Annotated in this window: 18 protein-coding genes and 1 pseudogene; all 19 read left to right on the top strand. The window is 60.7% G+C overall.

Annotated features, from left to right (window positions below):
* Positions 1-80 precede the first annotated feature (80 nt).
* Positions 81-1,292 carry a precorrin-6y C5,15-methyltransferase (decarboxylating) subunit CbiE gene (gene cbiE / locus EYC95_RS02110; protein WP_131058885.1) on the top strand — a complete coding sequence of 404 codons (1,212 nt, stop codon included), beginning with the start codon at positions 81-83 and terminating at the stop codon, positions 1,290-1,292.
* A complete protein-coding gene (locus EYC95_RS02105; protein WP_131058884.1) occupies positions 1,285-2,382 on the top strand; it encodes a cobalt-precorrin-5B (C(1))-methyltransferase in 1,098 nt (365 codons plus the stop codon). The genes cbiE and EYC95_RS02105 overlap by 8 nt, the downstream gene beginning before the upstream one ends.
* Positions 2,379-3,104: a cobalt-precorrin-6A reductase gene (locus EYC95_RS02100; RefSeq protein ID WP_131058883.1), complete on the top strand. Its 726-nt coding sequence runs from the start codon at positions 2,379-2,381 to the stop codon at positions 3,102-3,104. Before EYC95_RS02105 ends, EYC95_RS02100 begins: the two co-directional genes overlap by 4 nt.
* 56 nt (positions 3,105-3,160) lie before the next feature.
* The gene (locus EYC95_RS02095; RefSeq protein ID WP_131058882.1) at positions 3,161-3,496 is read left to right on the top strand and encodes a type II toxin-antitoxin system RelE/ParE family toxin; all 336 of its coding nucleotides are present in this window, start codon (positions 3,161-3,163) and stop codon (positions 3,494-3,496) included.
* A gap of 4 nt (positions 3,497-3,500) precedes the next feature.
* On the top strand, positions 3,501-3,824 hold the full coding sequence (locus EYC95_RS02090) for a DNA-binding protein (RefSeq protein WP_131058881.1): 324 nt from the start codon (positions 3,501-3,503) through the stop codon (positions 3,822-3,824).
* A gap of 118 nt (positions 3,825-3,942) precedes the next feature.
* Complete coding sequence (locus EYC95_RS02085) at positions 3,943-4,341, top strand: DUF2946 domain-containing protein (protein ID WP_131058880.1); 399 nt, start codon at positions 3,943-3,945, stop codon at positions 4,339-4,341.
* Between the two features lie 48 nt (positions 4,342-4,389).
* Complete coding sequence (locus EYC95_RS02080; protein WP_131058879.1) at positions 4,390-4,869, top strand: copper chaperone PCu(A)C; 480 nt, start codon at positions 4,390-4,392, stop codon at positions 4,867-4,869.
* A gap of 20 nt (positions 4,870-4,889) precedes the next feature.
* Positions 4,890-5,339, top strand: coding sequence for a DUF2946 domain-containing protein (locus EYC95_RS02075; protein ID WP_131058878.1), 450 nt, complete (start codon positions 4,890-4,892; stop codon positions 5,337-5,339).
* Between the two features lie 84 nt (positions 5,340-5,423).
* Positions 5,424-7,541: a TonB-dependent copper receptor gene (locus tag EYC95_RS02070; protein WP_131058877.1), complete on the top strand. Its 2,118-nt coding sequence runs from the start codon at positions 5,424-5,426 to the stop codon at positions 7,539-7,541.
* Between the two features lie 142 nt (positions 7,542-7,683).
* On the top strand, positions 7,684-9,063 hold the full coding sequence (locus EYC95_RS02065; protein ID WP_131058876.1) for a PepSY domain-containing protein: 1,380 nt from the start codon (positions 7,684-7,686) through the stop codon (positions 9,061-9,063).
* Positions 9,064-9,209: 146 nt separating this feature from the next.
* Positions 9,210-9,354, top strand: a pseudogene (locus EYC95_RS30435) (hypothetical protein); the annotation flags it as partial.
* Positions 9,355-9,522: 168 nt separating this feature from the next.
* On the top strand, positions 9,523-10,311 hold the full coding sequence (locus EYC95_RS02055) for an ABC transporter ATP-binding protein (RefSeq protein WP_131058875.1): 789 nt from the start codon (positions 9,523-9,525) through the stop codon (positions 10,309-10,311).
* On the top strand, positions 10,308-11,255 hold the full coding sequence (locus EYC95_RS02050) for an ABC transporter substrate-binding protein (protein ID WP_131058874.1): 948 nt from the start codon (positions 10,308-10,310) through the stop codon (positions 11,253-11,255). The genes EYC95_RS02055 and EYC95_RS02050 overlap by 4 nt, the downstream gene beginning before the upstream one ends.
* A complete protein-coding gene (locus tag EYC95_RS02045) occupies positions 11,252-12,262 on the top strand; it encodes an iron ABC transporter permease (protein ID WP_131058873.1) in 1,011 nt (336 codons plus the stop codon). Before EYC95_RS02050 ends, EYC95_RS02045 begins: the two co-directional genes overlap by 4 nt.
* 598 nt (positions 12,263-12,860) lie before the next feature.
* Positions 12,861-13,232: a DUF6124 family protein gene (locus EYC95_RS02040; RefSeq protein ID WP_131058872.1), complete on the top strand. Its 372-nt coding sequence runs from the start codon at positions 12,861-12,863 to the stop codon at positions 13,230-13,232.
* Positions 13,233-13,486: 254 nt separating this feature from the next.
* Complete coding sequence (urtA, locus tag EYC95_RS02035; RefSeq protein WP_131058871.1) at positions 13,487-14,752, top strand: urea ABC transporter substrate-binding protein; 1,266 nt, start codon at positions 13,487-13,489, stop codon at positions 14,750-14,752.
* A gap of 180 nt (positions 14,753-14,932) precedes the next feature.
* Positions 14,933-16,435, top strand: a complete 1,503-nt coding sequence (gene urtB, locus EYC95_RS02025) for an urea ABC transporter permease subunit UrtB (protein ID WP_131058869.1) — start codon at positions 14,933-14,935, stop codon at positions 16,433-16,435.
* Positions 16,435-17,511: an urea ABC transporter permease subunit UrtC gene (gene urtC / locus EYC95_RS02020; RefSeq protein WP_131058868.1), complete on the top strand. Its 1,077-nt coding sequence runs from the start codon at positions 16,435-16,437 to the stop codon at positions 17,509-17,511. Before urtB ends, urtC begins: the two co-directional genes overlap by 1 nt.
* Entirely contained in the window at positions 17,511-18,380 is an 870-nt protein-coding gene (gene urtD, locus EYC95_RS02015; RefSeq protein ID WP_131058952.1) for an urea ABC transporter ATP-binding protein UrtD, read from the top strand. Before urtC ends, urtD begins: the two co-directional genes overlap by 1 nt.
* Positions 18,381-18,502 lie beyond the last annotated feature (122 nt).

The raw sequence follows: 18,502 nt of genomic DNA, 5'->3' as shown, positions 1-18,502 counted from the left end.
TATTATGCCTGCTTTGTTCGACGGCATGAAAAGCCTGCCCGTCGGAACAGCTCGTTTGAGACTATTTTTGAGGGCTACAGATGTCACCCTGGCTGACAGTAGTGGGAATCGGTGAAGACGGCTTCAAGGGCCTGGGCAAAAACGCCCGGCATGGCCTGTTGCGCGCTTCGCGGATCGTTGGCAGTCAGCGACAACTGGATTTGCTGCCGGCCTGCATCCGTGGCGAGCGGCAGTTGTGGCCCAGTCCGTTTTCCCTCGACCCTTTGCTCGCGCTTCGCGGCGAACCCGTCTGCGTGCTGGCCAGTGGTGATCCAATGTTCTTTGGCGTCGGTGCCAGCCTTGCGCGGCAAATGCCCAACGATGAAATGCTGATCCTGCCCGCGCCCTCCTCCTGCTCGCTTGCAGCGGCACGAATGGGCTGGCCGTTGCAGGAGGTGGTGACACTTTCGGTGGTTGCGCGGCCCATCACCGCACTGAACGCGCAGTTGTTCAGCGGCGTGCGTTTGCTGGTGCTGAGCAACGATGGCCAAAGCCCGGCCGCCATTGCGGCACTGCTGCGTGAAAGCGGTTTCGGTCCGAGCCGTCTCAGCGTGCTGGAGCATCTGGGCGGCACAGCCGAACGACGCATCGATGGTGTGGCCAATGACTGGAACGCTCCATCGGTCGCCGATCTGAACCTGATCGCCATCGAGTGCATCGCCGAGCCGAACGCACCACGCCTCTCGCGACTGGCCGGCCTGCCAGACTCGGCCTTCAAGCACGACGGTCAACTGACCAAACGCGACGTCCGTGCGATCACGCTTGCGCGCCTCGCCCCGGTCCCCGGCGAACTGCTGTGGGATGTCGGCGCCGGCAGCGGCTCGATCGGCATCGAATGGATGCGCGCTCACCCCAGTTGCCGAACGATGGCGATCGAAGCCGATGACGGTCGGCAACAGCTGATCGAACACAACCGCGATGCCCTCGGCGTGCCCGGTTTACAGCTGATTCGCGGCAGTGCACCACAGGCCCTGGCCGGGCTCGAACGTCCGGATGCGATTTTTATCGGCGGCGGGGTCACCCGTGACGGGGTGCTCGACACCTGTTGGGCTCAGCTCAAACCCGGCGGCCGACTGATCGCCAACGCCGTCACGCTGCAAAGCGAAGTAACCCTGATGGCCTGGCGCGAACGCCACGGTGGTGAGCTGACCCGCATTCACGTCGCCCAAGCCCAGCCCCTCGGAGAGTTCGACACTTGGCGTCAGGCGTTGCCGATTACCTTGCTGGACGTGACGAAGCCCTTCGATGCGTGACGAAACCGCCGAACAACCCGCCCCGCTGCGCAGCGGCCTGACCACGGGCAGCTGCGCCACCGCGACCAGTCTGGCGGCGGCGCGTTTGTTGTTGAGCGGGATGAGCGCGGACGCCGTGGAAATCGTTCTGCCCAAGGGTAAACAGGTACAGATGCGCCTGGAGTTCTGCCGATTGATCGACGACGGCGCCGAAGCCGGGACGATCAAGGATGCCGGGGATGACCCGGACGTGACCCATGGCGCCCTGTTGTATTCCCAAGTGCGACTGAGCCACGAGCCGGGCATCCGTTTCAGCGCCGGCCGTGGCGTCGGCACGGTCACCCGGCCAGGCCTGGTACTGGGTGTCGGCGAGCCGGCGATCAACCCGGTGCCGCGCAAAATGATCACTCAGCATCTGACGTTGCTGGCCGAAGAGCTCGGCTTCAGCGGCGGCTTTGAGGTCACGGTCAACGTCGAGGACGGCGAAGCGTTAGCCTTGAAAACCATGAACCCGCGACTCGGCATTCTTGGCGGGCTGTCGATCCTCGGCACCAGCGGCATCGTCCGGCCGTTTTCCTGCGCGGCCTACATCGCCTCGATTCACCAGGGCATCGATGTCGCCAAAACCAACGGTTACCTGCACATCGCCGCGTGTACCGGCAACGCCAGCGAAGACACCATGCGCCGCGTCTACGACCTGCCGGAAATCGCCCTGATCGAAATGGGCGACTTCGTCGGCGCCGTGCTCAAACACTTGCGCAAAGTGCCTGTGGATAAGCTCAGCCTGTGCGGCGGCTTCGGCAAGATCAGCAAACTGGCGGCCGGGCATATGGATTTACACAGCCGGCATTCCAGCATCGACCTGCCGCAACTGGCCGAATGGGCCGCCGCGATGGGTGCCGATGAGGCGTTGCAGCAAAGCATTCGCGAAGCCAATACCAGTCAGCAAGCCTTGGCGATGGCCAGCGCGGCGGGCATCGCCCTTGGTGACGCGGTCTGCCAGCACGCGTTGGATTTTGCCCGCAGTGTGGTGCCGGCACAGGTGCAAGTCGAGGTGTTTGCCATTGATCGCCAGGGCGGGATTGTCGGCCATGCGGGAGCTTTTCAATGAAACGAATCTTGCTGCTCGGCGGCGTGACGGAAGCCCTGGCCATCGCCCGCACGCTGGGGCCAGAACACATTTACAGCCTGGCCGGTGTCGGTCGAGTGCCGACGGACCTGACCTGTGAGGTTCGCGTCGGCGGCTACGGCGGTGCCGAAGGCCTGGCACAGTTCATTCGCGATGAAGGGATCGATCTGCTGCTGGACGCGACCCATCCCTACGCCGCACAAATCAGTCACAACGCCACGACTGCCGCGCAGCTGAGCGGCATTGCATGCTGGGCGTTGCGCCGCCCGGCCTGGCAGCCACAGACCGGGGATGACTGGCGGGACATCAGCGACTGGGCCGAACTGATCGAAGCCCTGAAACCCTTCCACCGACCGCTGTTCACCCTCGGCCGCGAACCGTTGCAGCACCTGCACGAAATCCCGCCGGAGCAATTCTGGACCTTGCGTGCACTGGACGTTTACCCCGGCAACGAACGTTGCGAAGTGATTGGCGCACGCGGGCCGTTTCTGATCGAGGATGAACGGGAGCTGTTTGAACGTCGGCAGATTGATGTGTTGATCAGCAAGAACAGCGGCAGCACGGCGACCGAACCGAAGCTGGAAGTGGCACGAGAGCGTGGGGTGCCGGTGATTGTGTTGCAGCGGCCGATGTTGCCGGGGGTGGATCGGGAGCTACTGACGCTTCAAGAAACACTTGATGCGTTGGCCACCTTTGTTCAATAAGGCAGGATCGCTGGCTTGCATGACAAGTAACTTATTTGTTACCTTCAGGGCCGTCTGTGATCACACTCGAAGAATATTTGCAGGAAAACGAAACAAGCCCCTTTGGACGTTGGTTTTCCACCTTAAATAAGCGGGCAGCGTTTAAGGTATCTACTGCCTTGGTCCGACTGGAGCTGGGCAATACTTCCAATATCAAGTGGCTTGAAGGTCTCGGCGAATACCGAATAAATTGGGACCCAGGCTACAGAATCTATCTTATTCAAGAGGGAAAACGCCTGATCATCCTTTTTGGTGGCGGCGATAAGTCCACCCAAAAGGCCGACATCAAACAGGCAAAAACACTGATAGCTGAATTTAGAACCCGTAAGAAAGCTGAACGAACCCGGAGATAAAGTCATGGCGCTCACCCGAAGCTACAAACACACCATCGCCGAGCGTGCCCAGCGTGATCCCGAGTTCGCTCAGGCATTGTTGGATGAGGCTGCTACTCTGTTTCTTAATGGTGAACCTGAAATGGCCAGGATCATTTTGCGCGATCTCGTCAACGCCACCGTTGGTTTTGAAGAGCTGGCGAAGGAAACAGCAAAACCAAGCAAAAGTCTCCATCGAATGTTGTCTGCCAAGGGCAACCCGAGCATGGATAACCTGGCTGCGATATTTGCCGTAATTCGCGCTACGCTTGGGGTAGATATGCAAGTGCATGCGGTACGTGCGCACTGATGGAACGAAAAAAAAACTGTTTTTCCTGCGACACCACACCGCACGCTGCTTTTTTACTTATCGGCCCTGATCAGGCTAAATAGCCGCGCCTGATCGCCCACCCAACGGATTTTGTCCCATGTCCCGACAACGGCTCGCAATTGCCTGGATCGCCTGCTTCGCAGTGCTGTTCAATATGCTCGCCATGCCGATGACCGGAGCCATGGCGCAGTCGGCGAAATCACCCGCCGAGCAATTGTTGTGGGGCAGTTTTTGTACGTCCAGCGGCACGAAGATGGTGGCGATTTCTCTGGGCGACCTTGAGCAGAAAACTCCGCAGAACGACGATCATTCCAACATGCAGCATTGCTGGTGCTGCTCCGGTTCCGCACCGCTGGTGGCGTTACCCGGGCATGTGCCGCAGCTGTATTTCGCCCGTTTCGATGCCAATCGAAGCGTGCCTGCAACCTCTCTCGAAACACCCACCCCGCGCCAGCAATGGCCGAGCCTCAACCCCCGCGCGTCCCCTCTGGTGTGATTCTTTCTCGCAATTGACCTGCGTCTTGAATCGCTCTGGAGAACTGCCATGTTGAATAAACTCATCGTTCTGGCTGCGTTGCTGCTGCCTGCCTGCTTTGCCAATGCCCATGAATACAAGGCGGGCGAACTGGAGATCGCTCACCCGTGGTCGCAGGAGTTGCCGCCGAACGCGCCAACCGTAGCGGCCTATTTTGTCATTCAGAACCCAGGCAAAACCGCTGACCGCCTGCTCAGCGTCGACTCGCCGATTGCAGGTATTGCTCAATTGCATGAGCACATCATGCAAAACGATCTGATGAAAATGCAGCAAGTGCCGAACGTCGATGTTCCTGCCGGTGGCAATGTCACGTTTGCGCCGATGGCCTACCACGTGATGTTGCTGGAGTTGAAAGACCGCAGCCTGCTGAGCGACGGCAAACGCTTCCCGCTGACCCTGCACTTCGAAAAATCCGGTGACGTGACGGTCGAAGTCTCGGTGCAGAAGAAGCCGCCGGAAGACATGAAAATGCACGCCCACGCCCAGTAACCGACTGAGCAGAAAACGCCATGCGCCCGCTTAGCGCTAGGTCATCCGCACACCGTCGTCAGTCGTCAAGCCTGACGCACGGCAGTTGGATCAGCCTGTTCGCCATGCTGATGATCTTTATCGGCCCGCTGATTTCTCAGTCGATGCCGATGGATCAACGCGCCTCGTCGATGTCGATGAGCCTGTCGATGGACATGAGCATGGACATGTCGGCCATGGAGCACGCCGACCACGGCGCGCAACCCGCCGCCGAACACTGCCCGCCCAAAGCCTCGCACCATGTGCTCTGGGAAAAATGCGGTTATTGCAGCCTGTTGTTCAATTGTCCGGCGCTCACTGGCGGCCAGACTTTCGCCGCATTTGACACGCCGACAGCCACCACCTTCACCACCCCTTCCCCTCGCCTGGGCCATGCCCGGCAAACCTTCTTCCCTGGCGCCCGAACCCGCGCGCCACCCATCGTCACGTAAACACGCACCTCCGATTTCACACGGTTTCGAAGACAGCCACAGGCTGCCGGCCGTGTCGTTTACGACTGTTCGATGGAAATTGTCATGTCCAGGTTTACTGCTGACACACGCTTGCGCCCTGCCCAAGCTTCTTCTGCCCCGAACGAATCGAGTATTCGTTTCAGGCACGCTACTGCCGTCCTTTGCGGCGCATTGCTGACACCCACGGTGCTGGCCAACGAACACGCGGGCCACAGTGAAGATCTGAGCCCGACGGTGATCACCGCCATCGCGCCGAGTTCGCCGCTGACCATCGTCACCAACCCCAAGGACCCGCGCCAACCCGTTCCGGCCAGCGACGGTGGCGACTACCTGAAAACCATTCCCGGCTTCGCCCTGGTACGCAACGGCGGCACCAATGGTGATCCGGTGCTGCGCGGCATGTTCGGTTCGCGGCTGAACATCCTCACCAACGGCGGCCAATTGCTCGGCGCCTGCCCCGGCCGGATGGATGCGCCCACCTCCTACATCTCGCCGGAAACCTACGACAAACTCACCGTTATCAAAGGCCCGCAAACCGTGCTGTGGGGACCGGGAGCATCGGCCGGCACGATCCTCTTCGACCGTGAGCCGGAAAGCTTCGGCGAACTCGGTACGCGAGTGAACGCCAGTGTATTGGCCGGCTCCAACGGCCGCTTTGACAAAGTGGTGGACGCCGCTGCCGGCGGGCCGTTGGGTTACGTGCGCGTGATCGGCAACACCGCGCACGCCGATGACTACAAGGACGGCAACAACGACACCGTGCCGTCGCGCTATGACAAATGGAACGGCGATGTGGCAGTTGGCTGGACCCCGGACGCTGACACCCTGCTGGAACTGACCGCCGGCAAGGGCGATGGCGAAGCCCGTTACGCCGGGCGCGGCATGGACGGCTCGCAGTTCAAGCGTGAAAGCCTGGGCCTGCGGTTCGAGAAGTCCAACATCGGCGACGTGCTGGACAAGGTCGAAGGGCAGATCTACTACAACTACGCCGACCACGTGATGGACAACTACACCCTGCGCACGCCGTCCGGCACCGGGATGATGGCCGGCCCGATGGCCTCCAACGTCGACCGCCGGACCCTCGGCGCGCGGGTCAAGGCCACTTGGCGCTGGGCCGATGTGCAATTGATCAGCGGCATCGACGCGCAGACCAACGAACATCGCCAACGCGGCAGCATGGGCATCGATACCTACAAGGATCTGCCGTACACCAAGGATGCCGACTTCCATAACTACGGCGTGTTCAGCGAACTGACCTGGTACGCCGCCGACCGTGACCGGCTGATCACTGGCGCCCGCCTGGACCGCGCCTCGGCCAAGGATTATCGGCAGACCACCGGTTCCGGGATGATGACCCGCCCCAACCCGACCGCCGACGACACCCGCGCCGACACCTTGCCGAGCGGCTTCATCCGCTACGAGCACGACCTGGCCGACAGCCCGACCACGCTGTATGCGGGCCTCGGTCACAGCCAGCGTTTCCCGGATTACTGGGAACTGTTTTCACCCAAGTCCGGGCCTGCAGGATCGGTGAATGCCTTCGATTCGATCAAGCCTGAAAAAACCACCCAGCTCGATTTCGGCCTGCAATACAAGACCGAAGACCTCGAAGCCTGGGCCTCGGGCTACGTCGGCCAGGTGCGCGATTACATCCTGTTCAACTACACCCCGACCATGATGGGCACCACCTCTCAGTCTCAGAACATTGACGCGCGAATCATGGGCGGCGAACTGGGAGCGGCTTACCAGTTGACCTCCAACTGGAAAGCCGACGCGACCCTGGCCTACGCCTGGGGCAAGAACAGCAGCGATGGCAACGCATTGCCGCAAATGCCGCCGCTGGATGCGCGTTTCGGCCTGACCTACAGCGAAGACAACTGGAGCGCCGGGGCCTTGTGGCGCGTGGTCGCGGCGCAAAACCGCATCGACCGGAACAAGGGCAACGTGGTGGGCAAGGACTTCGACAAGACCTCGGGTTTTGGCGTGTTCTCGCTCAATGGTGCCTATCGCATCAACAAGAACTGGAAGGTCAGCAGTGGCGTCGACAACCTGTTCGGCAAGGCGTACGCCGAGCATTTGAACCTGGCCGGCAACGCCGGTTTTGGCTACCCGGCCAATGACCCGCAGGCCATTAAAGAACCGGGGCGAACGCTCTGGACCAAGGTGGACATGAGCTTCTAAAAGCATCGCGGGCAAGTCGGATCGCCGCACCGCTCGCTCCTACAGGAACACCTCAATCTGTAGGAGCGAGGCTTGCCCGCGAATGACTGCGCAGCAGTCACCAGACAACAACAAAAGAACCAAGCCAAGCGGAGCACAACCGATGAAACAGCCCAAAGTGAATTTCTACAACCTGGCCTGGCGCTGGCATTTCTATGCCGGTCTGTTCGTCGCGCCTTTCATGGTGATGCTGGCCCTGACCGGTGTCATCTACCTGTTCAAGCCGCAACTCGATCCGTTGATGTACGGCAGCCTGATGAACGTCCCGGCCGGGCATCACAGCGTCCCGGCCGACGACCTGCTCAAGCGGGTGAAACAGGCGTACCCACAAGCCACGATCAAACAGTACCTGCCGCCGGTCAACGCCGAGCGCAGCGCGCAGTTTGTGGTGATCAATGGCGGTAACGAGCTTAACGTGTTCGTCGACCCCTACCAGGGCGACATCCTCGGTGAGCAAGACGCCAAGAAGAATCTGCAAGCGGTGGCGCGAGCAATTCACGGCGAATTGATGATCGGCACCGTCGGTGATCGTTTGGTCGAACTGGCCGCCGGTTGGGCCGTGGTGCTGGTGGTTTCCGGCGTATTTCTGTGGTGGCCCCGTGGCCAGGCCGCGGGTATTTTGTGGCCGCGCCTGACCAGTCGCGGTCGGGTGTTGTGGCGCGATTTGCATGCCGTCACCGGTTTCTGGGGCGCCGCGTTTTTGCTGGTGATGCTGCTTAGCGGCATGACCTGGACCGGGTTCTGGGGCCAGAAATACGCGCAGGTGTGGAACGTGTTCCCGGCGGCGATGTGGGACAACGTGCCCAAGTCCGACGTCGAGGCCCGCAGCCTCAACACCGCCACTCGCCAGACCGTGCCCTGGGCCATGGAAAACACGCCGATGCCGATGTCCGGCGCCCACGCCGAACACATGGCCCACGACGGCGCAAAAGCCGGCCCTGCCGCGCCGACCATCAGCCTGCAAGACGTGCAGAACATCGCCGTGCAGCGCAAGGTCGAGCCGGGTTACAGCATCACCTTCCCAACCACTGCAACGGGCGTGTTCACCATCGCCGTGTTTGCCGACGACCCGCGCAACGACGCCACGCTGCATGTCGATCAGTACACCGGCGATGTCCTCGCCGACGTGCGCTACGAGCAATACGGCACCGTCGCCCGCGCCACGGAAATCGGCGTGATGTTGCACGAAGGCAAGATGTTCGGCGTGCTCAACCAGATCATCGTGTTGCTGATCTGCCTGATGATTCTGCTCAGCGCGGTCAGCGGCGTGGTGATCTGGTGGAAGCGTCGTCCGCAAGGCAAGATCGGTGTGCCGCCGTTGCGCCACGACCTGCCGAAATGGAAAACCGCGATGGTGATCATGTTCGCCCTGGCCGTGGCGTTTCCGCTGGTGGGTGCTTCGTTGGTGGTGGTGTGGCTGCTGGATCGCGTGCTGTTTTCGCGCTTCACCCGGCAAACTGAATCGGCCTCATCTTCATCATGAAACAGGCGAGATGCGTGGCTTAGAGGGATCTGTAGACTTTCCGCGCTTATCTCCCGGTAAATTTTAGTGTTACTGTATAACGCCAAATGCACCGCCTGACCCGCAGCCCTGGCTGCGGGTTTTCTTTTGAAGAAGTGATTCACAGGAAGGCGTTGCGTAATACGACGCTGGGGTTTCAGGTGAACAATCTGTTTTGACCGGCAGTATGCGCAAAGCCAATACAATGAGGGGCAGCAGTGGCCCCTTGGTGAGCCGCGGTCGTTCTTTGTCACCGCGGATTATATGTTTTAAGCATCCGGCCTCTTCGCGGGCAAGTCGGATCGCCGCCCGCACGCTCCTACAGAGTTGTGTCGTACGTAATATGTGTGACCGACACAAACCCTGTAGGAGCGTGCGGGCGGCGATCCGACTTGCCCGCGAAGAGGTCATGAGCAACACCGAATAATTCAGAGCAAATGCATGACCTCGCTGAACCTCACACACCTCGCCTGGACGCCCTTGGGCCACGGCCATTGTCATCACCAGTTCCAGCTGCGTGATGCCTCCTTGCACGTGGCCGCCGGTGAGTTCGTCGGGTTGATCGGCCCCAACGGCAGCGGCAAGACCAGCCTGCTGCGTTGCGCTTATCGCTTCAGCAAACCGGAGAGCGGCGAGGTCCGGCTCGACCACCACAATGTCTGGAAGCAATCCTCACGCTGGTGCGCACAACGCATCGCCGTGGTATTGCAGGAGTTCCCCGACGCCTTCGGCCTGACCGTCGACGAGGTGGTCGCCATGGGCCGCACGCCGCACAAGGGTCTGTTCGACGGCGACACCCTCGAAGACCGCAATCTCGCGACCCAGTCCCTCGAATCAGTCGGCCTCAAAGGCTTCGAAGACCACGCCTTCGCCACCCTCTCCGGCGGAGAAAAACAACGTGTGATTCTTGCCCGCGCCTTGGCTCAACAACCGCAATTGCTGGTTCTCGACGAGCCGACCAACCACCTCGACCCACGCTATCAGCTCGAACTGCTGCAACTGGTCAAACGCCTGAAAATCGGCACGTTAGCCAGCATCCACGACCTCAATCTGGCCGCCGCTTTCTGCGATCGTTTGTACGTGATCAATCACGGTCGCATTGTTGCCAGCGGCACACCGAAAGAAGTCCTGACCGCCCCGCTGCTGCGCGAAGTATTTGGCGTCGAAGCGCTGATCGATCAACACCCCTTGCACGGCTACCCTCGAATCACCTGGATAACCCAACCATGACTTTGCGTTCCCTGCTTTGCGTCGTTCTGCTGCTGGGCAGTGCCCAAGCGTTGGCCGAGACCACGAAATATCCATTGACGATCCAGAGCTGCAACCGCGAAGTGACGTTCAAGCAAGGGCCGAAACACGCGGTCAGCCACGACATCAACATGACCCAGATGATGCTCGCCCTCGGTCTAAAACCGAGCATGGCCGGCTACAGCGGCGTGACGGGCTGGAAGTCGGTCACGCCCCAGATGCAGACTATCCTCGACGGTCTGCCGGAGCTGGCAGCCAAATACCCGTCGGTGGAAACCCTGCTCAACGCCAACGTCGATTTCTTCTTCGCCGGCTGGGATTACGGCATGCGCGTGGGCGGCGACCTCACGCCGCAAACGCTCCAGCCATTGGGCATCAATGTCTATGAGCTGACCGAGTCCTGCGCCTTCGTCATGAAGCGCCCACCGGCCAGTCTGGAAGACACCTACAACGACCTGCGCAACCTCGGCAAAATCTTTGACGTGCAGGATCGCGCCAATGCCCTGATCGCCGACATGCAGGCGCAAGTCGCCGAGGTGCGCAAGGAGCTGCCCGCCGATAAACCGCGCGTGTTCCTCTACGACAGCGGCGAAGACCGCGCCATGACCTCCGGCCGCCTCGGCATGCCGCAGGCACTGATCGACGCAGCGGGCGGGCGCAACATTCTGGACGACGTCGAGGCGAGCTGGACGCGCGTGAACTGGGAAAACGTGGTCGAGCGCAATCCGCAGGTGATCGTGATCGTCGACTATGGCGAAGTCACCGCCGAGCAGAAGGAGCAATTTCTGCTCAATAACAAAGCGCTGCAATCGGTGGACGCGATCAAGAACCAGCGTTTCATCGTGATTCCGTATGTGCAGGCCACGCCGGGCATCGACAACGTGCTGGCGGTTGAAACCCTGGCCAAAGGGTTCCACGGCGAATGATTGATCGTCGCTATGCCTTGCTGCTGGTGATGCTCGGTGCGCTGTTGCTGGTGTCGTGCGTGGTGTCGCTGGGCTTCGGTCCGGCGCGGGTTCCGGTGGAGGTGGTGTGGCGGATATTGCTGCACAAGATGTTTGGTTTCGGCGTTCCGGACTGGGCCGCAGGACAGGAACATATCGTCTGGTTGATCCGTGTACCGCGCATGCTGTTGGGCGCGCTGGTGGGTGCCGGGTTGGCGCTGATCGGCGCGGTGTTGCAAGCGGTGACGCGCAATCCATTGGCCGACCCGCATCTGCTCGGGGTCACTTCCGGCGCGACCCTTGGCGCGGTGATTGTGGTGCTGCATGTCGGTGAAATCGTCGGCCTGCTGACCTTGCCGATTGCAGCGTTTATCGGCGCGCTGCTGAGCATGTTGATCGTACTGATGATCGCCAATCGCAACGGTCGGCTGGACAGTGACCGGCTTCTGCTGTGCGGCGTGGCGGTGTCGTTCGTGATGATGGCGATTGCCAATTTGCTGCTGTTTCTCGGTGACCATCGGGCGAGTTCCGCGGTGATGTTCTGGATGCTGGGCGGGCTCGGGCTGGCGCGTTGGGAGTTGCTTGCGGTGCCGGCCGCCAGTGTGTTGCTGGGACTGGTTTTGCTGCTGGGCATGGCCCGACCGCTGAACGCTTTGATGGCTGGTGAACAGACGGCAGTGACCCTTGGGTTCAACGCCCGCACCGTACGCCTGCGCGTGTTTTTGATTGCGTCGTTGATGACCGGAGTACTGGTGTCGATCAGTGGTTCCATCGGGTTTGTCGGGCTGATGGTGCCGCACATTGCCCGTCGACTGGTCGGGGCCGAACACCGACGATTGCTGCCGGTGTGTGTATTGCTGGGCAGTATTTTCCTCGTCTGGGTCGATGTGGCCGCCCGCACCCTGATCGCCCCGGAAGACCTGCCGATTGGCGTGGCCACGGCGGCGATTGGCGGGTTGTTTTTCATCGGCCTCATGCGCCGCCGCTGATCCACAAGCACACCACGGAACCTGTGGGAGCTAGCCTGCTGGCGATGACGGCGGCATATTCAGCATCACTTTGCCTGACACTCCGCTATCGCGAGCAGGCTCACTCCTACAGGGGTTTATCGTCGTTCACAGGTTCCGTGTTCGACACAAATCCACCGTGGGAGCGGGCTTGCTCGCGAAGGCGGCGGCACGTCCAGCATCAACGAGACAGACATACCGCTTTCGCGAGCAAGCCCGCTCCCACAGGGGGATTGTGATTCTGGGGTTGTTTAGATGTGTTTATACGAATGCAAAAATGGCGGACGTTTCCCACGCTTTTTTCAGGTTGTTCGTCGGACGTGGGCTGTCTAGTCTGGGGCTGTCACTGAAGACTCAGTGATCGGGTGTGAGAACCTGGTAGACCTGTTAATCCAACATCAGTACCACCATAATTGCCGCCAGCTTATTCGCTGCCTGTAATGCACTATGGCGGCTGTGTGCGGGCGGACCTCGGTCCGGCCGGATTTGGGGTCACCGGTTTCTCACTCCGCACATAGCTGCCACCTCTTCGTCGCGTGAGAAACGACAAGGAGTGGCTCAAATTGAGTTGACTCCCCAAATGACTAAGAAAATCGTACCCGATCCACCCATCGACACCACCACTCCCGATCCCGAAACATCGCGCGACGACGAACTGCTCAGAGACCGCGAAGCCATAAAACGCGCCCTCGACTACTACCTCGATCCCCCGGCCCACTACGCCGAAAAACCCCGCCACCCCAGCACCATGTTCATGATTGCCCCGGACAACGACACCGAAAGCCTGTTGGTCAATGCCTGTGAATCCTTGGCATCCGCCAGCGTGATGGCCAGCGATTTCGCCGCCGACCTGATCGGCCCGCAACGCCATAAGGCGATGGCAATCCAGCAAATCATCATGCTCGCGGAACTGGCCGTGAACCGCGCGGTGGACAACGTCGCTCCCACCTAGAAACACAGCAACAAAACTGTGGGAGCGAGCCTGCTCGCTCCCACAGGAGATTACCGTTGCTCGCCCCAATGTGGCGCACCTCCTCGCACCAACGTGCCAGACGCGATCCTTCATGGTGCGTTGCCCAACCGGCGCAACCGCTCTAATACGACATTTCCCTGCCTTTTACCGACCGGGCACAGCCTTTGCACAACAGCCTTCAGTAGTCCGCATCTGCCAACCAAGAAAACTCATAAGTTCATGGAGATCGCACAATGAAGCGTCGCAGCTTGATCAAGGCTTTCACACTCACGGCAAGTATTGCCGCGATGGGCATGACCTGGACCGTCCAGGCCGCCGAGACCATCAAGGTCGGTATTCTGCATTCGTTGTCCGGGACCATGGCGATCTCCGAAACCTCGCTCAAAGACATGGCGTTGATGACCATCGACGAGATCAACGCCAAGGGCGGCGTGAACGGCAAGATGCTGGAACCGGTGGTGGTCGACCCCGCGTCGAACTGGCCACTGTTCGCGGAAAAGGGTCGTCAGCTGCTGACTCAGGACAAGGTTGCCGTGGTGTTCGGTTGCTGGACGTCGGTGTCGCGCAAATCGGTGTTGCCGGTGTTCGAAGAACTCAATGGCTTGCTGTTCTATCCGGTGCAATACGAAGGCGAAGAGATGTCGCCGAACGTGTTCTACACCGGCGCGGCGCCGAACCAGCAGGCCATCCCGGCGGTGGAATACCTGATGAGCGAAGAAGGCGGCAGCGCCAAGCGTTACTTCCTGCTGGGCACTGACTACGTTTACCCGCGCACCACCAACAAGATTCTGCGCTCGTTCCTGCATTCCAAAGGCGTGGCGGACAAGGACATCGAAGAGGTCTACACCCCGTTCGGTCACAGCGACTATCAAACCATCGTGGCCAACATCAAGAAATTCTCGGCCGCCGGCAAGACAGCGGTCATCTCCACCGTCAACGGCGACTCCAACGTGCCGTTCTATAAAGAGCTGGCCAACCAGGGCCTGAAAGCCACCGACGTTCCAGTCGTGGCGTTCTCGGTCGGCGAAGAAGAACTGCGCGGCATCGACACCAAACCGCTGGTGGGCAACCTCGCGGCATGGAACTACTTCGAGTCGGTCGAGAACCCGGCGAACAAGAAATTCGTCGCCGACTGGAAAGCCTACGCCAAGAAACACAACCTGCCGGGCGCCGACAAAGCGGTGACCAACGACCCGATGGAAGCCACGTACGTGGGCATCCACATGTGGGCGCAAGCGGCTGAAAAAGCCAAGTCCACCGACGTCGACAAAGTCCGCGAAGCCCTCGCCGGCCAGACCTTTGCCGCGCCGTCGGGTTACACGCTGACCATGGACAAGACCAACCACCATTTGCACAAGCCTGTGATGATCGGCGAGATTCAGGCGGACGGTCAGTTCAACGTGGTGTGGCAGACTGAAGGGCCAATCCGTGCAGAGCCTTGGAGCCCGTATATCTCGGGTAACGACAAGAAGCCGGATTATGCGGTGAAGAGCAACTAAGCCACTGGGTGTCGGGCTTGAGTTCAAATCTCAGGGCCGACACAACTCCCTGTGGGAGCGGCGGTGCGACGATTCGACTTGCTCGCGAATGCGGACTCACATTCAACATCTGAGTCGCCTGACACACCGCATTCGCGAGCAAGCCCGCTCCCACATTTAGTCCGTGCAAGGCGACTTTCTATGCCCACCGCCCTTTACCGCTTGATCCTCGCGCTCGCGCTGCTGTTACCGATGGCCGCGCATTCTGGCGACGCCGAAGACTTCGTCGCCGCCAATCCCGTGCAGCAAGCCAAGCTTCTCGAATCGTGGGCCGCGCAGCCCGATCCGGCCCGTGTCGAATTGATCAACGCCTTGCAACAAGGCGAGTTGACCATCGACGGCCAACCGAAAACCCTGCGCCTGAACAATCGCCTGCGGGGCCTGATCGACACCGCGCTGGCCAGCCACCAATTGCTCGCCACCGACGCCAAAATCCGTCTGGCCGCCGCCCAGCAATTGCAGAAAAGCGCCAAACCGGCACAGCTGAAATTTCTCGACCAGCAACTGGCAGGCGAACAAGACGAAACCGTTCACGCCGCCCTGAGCCTGGCCCTGGCCAACCTGCAACTGGTCGACATCGCCCCGGCCGTGCGCCTCGCGGCGGTGCGTCTGCTTGGCGAAACCGGCGATCCACTGGCGCGCACTCGCCTCGAAAGCCTGCTGGAGCCGGGCATCGAAGCCGACGCCAACGTGCGCACCGCCGCCGAAACCAGCCTGGCGCAAGTCAAACGCAAACTGCTGATCGGCGAGATCCTCGGTCAGGCGTTCAGCGGCATGTCGCTGGGTTCGATTCTGCTGCTCGCGGCATTGGGTCTGGCGATCACCTTCGGCCTGCTCGGCGTGATTAATATGGCCCACGGCGAGATGCTGATGCTCGGCGCCTACTCGACCTACGTGGTGCAGCTGATGTTCCAGCGCTTCGCCCCGCAAGCCATCGAGTTCTACCCGCTGATCGCGTTGCCGGTGGCGTTTTTCGTCACCGCCGCGATCGGCATGGCGCTGGAACGCACGGTGATTCGTCACCTCTACGGCCGCCCGCTGGAAACCCTGCTGGCGACCTGGGGCATCAGTCTCATGCTGATTCAGCTTGTCCGGTTGCTGTTCGGCGCGCAGAACGTTGAAGTGGCCAACCCGGCGTGGCTCTCGGGCGGAATTCAAGTGCTGCCCAACCTCGTGCTGCCGTACAACCGCATCGTAATCATCGCCTTCGCCTTGTTTGTGGTGGTGCTGACCTGGCTGCTGTTGAACAAGACGCGCCTCGGTTTGAACGTGCGCGCCGTCACCCAGAACCGCAACATGGCCGCCTGCTGCGGCGTGCCCACCGGGCGGGTCGACATGCTCGCCTTCGGCCTCGGGTCAGGCATTGCCGGCCTCGGCGGTGTGGCGCTCAGCCAGATCGGCAACGTCGGCCCGGACCTCGGCCAGAGCTACATCATCGACTCGTTCCTGGTGGTGGTGCTCGGTGGTGTCGGTCAGTTGGCCGGTGCCGTCCTGGCCGCGTTCGGCCTGGGCATCGCCAACAAAATTCTCGAACCGCAGATCGGCGCCGTACTCGGCAAGATTCTGATCCTCGCGCTGATCATTCTGTTCATCCAGAAGCGTCCGCAAGGCCTCTTCGCACTGAAAGGACGGGTGATCGACTGATGAACCAGCCTCTGATGCTCACGGCCACGCAAAAGGCCGGCCCCAAAGTCACGATCGCTGTCGGTGCGGTGATCCTCGTTTTGCTGTTGGCGTTACCGCTGTTGTCGTTGCTATCACCCGACAGCGTGTTTCACGTCTCGGCCTACACCCTGACGCTGGTGGGCAAGATTCTGTGCTACGCCATCGTCGCCCTGGCGCTGGATCTGGTCTGGGGTTACGCCGGTCTGCTGTCCCTCGGCCACGGCCTGTTCTTCGCCCTCGGCGGTTATGCGATGGGCATGTACCTGATGCGCCAGGCGTCGGGCGATGGCTTGCCGGCGTTCATGACCTTCCTGTCGTGGACCGAATTGCCGTGGTACTGGACCGGCACCAGCAGCTTTCTGTGGTCAATGTGCCTGGTGGTGTTGGCGCCGGGTTTGCTGGCGTTGGTCTTCGGTTTTTTCGCCTTCCGTTCGCGGATCAAGGGCGTGTATTTCTCGATCATGACCCAGGCCCTGACCTTCGCCGGGATGCTGCTGTTTTTCCGCAACGAAACCGGATTTGGCGGCAACAACGGCTTCACCAACTTCCGCACCATTCTCGGGTTTGGCATCACCGAGCCGGGCACCCGTGCGGTGCTGTTTTTCGCCACGGTGGTGTTGCTGGTAGCAAGCCTGTTTATCGGCTGGCGCCTGGCGCAAAGCAAGTTTGGCCGGGTGTTGACCGCGCTGCGCGATGCGGAAAACCGCCTGATGTTCTGCGGCTACGACCCGCGGGGTTTCAAGCTGTTTGTCTGGGTGTTGAGCGCGGTGCTGTGTGGCTTGGCCGGTGCGTTGTACGTGCCACAGGTCGGGATCATCAACCCGAGTGAAATGTCGCCGACCAACTCCATTGAGGCCGCCGTCTGGGTGGCGCTAGGCGGTCGCGGCACACTAATCGGTCCGCTGCTCGGCGCGGGGGTGGTCAACGGGATGAAGAGCTGGTTCACCGTGGCGTTCCCCGAATACTGGCTGTTCTTCCTCGGCGCATTGTTCATTGTCGTGACCTTGTATATGCCCAAAGGCGTGATCGGTCTGCTGAAAAAGAGAGGTGAATGATGAGAGTCACTGCGACAGCTGAATTCATGCTCGAACCGGCGTTTTTCCCAGTGGAACCCAACAAGGACGCCGGCAGCAGCCGCGATGCCATCGGCCTCGGGCAACGTGTCGGCCCCGGCCTGAATACGCGCCACGGCACGATCCTGACGCTTGAAGACATCAGCGTCAGCTTCGATGGCTTCAAGGCCCTCAACGATCTGAACCTGTACATCGGCGTCGGCGAACTGCGCTGCATCATCGGCCCCAACGGCGCCGGCAAAACCACGCTGATGGACGTGATTACCGGCAAGACTCGCCCCAGTCACGGCAAGGCCTGGTTCGGTGAAACCCTGGACCTGACGTCGATGAGCGAAGTGCAAATCGCCCAGGCCGGCATCGGTCGCAAGTTCCAGAAGCCAACAGTGTTCGAAGCCTTGAGCGTTTTCGAGAACCTGGAACTGGCGCAGAAAACCGACAAGTCGGTGTGGGCCAGCCTGCGGGCTCGCCTCAGTGGCGAACAGAAAGACCGCATCAGCGAGTTGCTGGAAACCATTCGCCTGACGGCCTCGGTCAATCGCCCGGCGGGGTTGTTGTCTCACGGTCAGAAGCAGTTTCTGGAAATCGGCATGCTGCTCATGCAAGACCCGCAATTGCTGCTGCTCGACGAGCCGGTGGCGGGCATGACCGACGCCGAGACCGAGTTCACCGCCGAGCTGTTCAAAAGCCTGGCCGGCAAGCATTCGTTGATGGTGGTGGAACACGACATGGGCTTCGTCGGCTCCATCGCCGACCACGTCACCGTGTTGCACCAGGGCAGCGTGCTGGCCGAAGGCTCGCTGGAGCAGGTGCAGGAAAACGAGCGCGTGATCGAGGTCTACCTCGGCCGCTAGACCTGCAAACACCTATCCAATGTGGGAGCGGGCTTGCTCGCGAAAGCGGTGGGTCAGCATGCATCAATGTTGGATGACCCACCGCATTCGCGAGCAAGCCCGCTCCCACAGGGGATATGAGG

Origin of the sequence: Pseudomonas sp. BGI-2, from assembly GCF_004310295.1 — a bacterium.
Lineage (GTDB): Bacteria > Pseudomonadota > Gammaproteobacteria > Pseudomonadales > Pseudomonadaceae > Aquipseudomonas.
The sequence above is the reverse complement of the archived record's forward strand: the minus strand, read 5'-3'. Positions and strand labels throughout refer to the sequence as shown.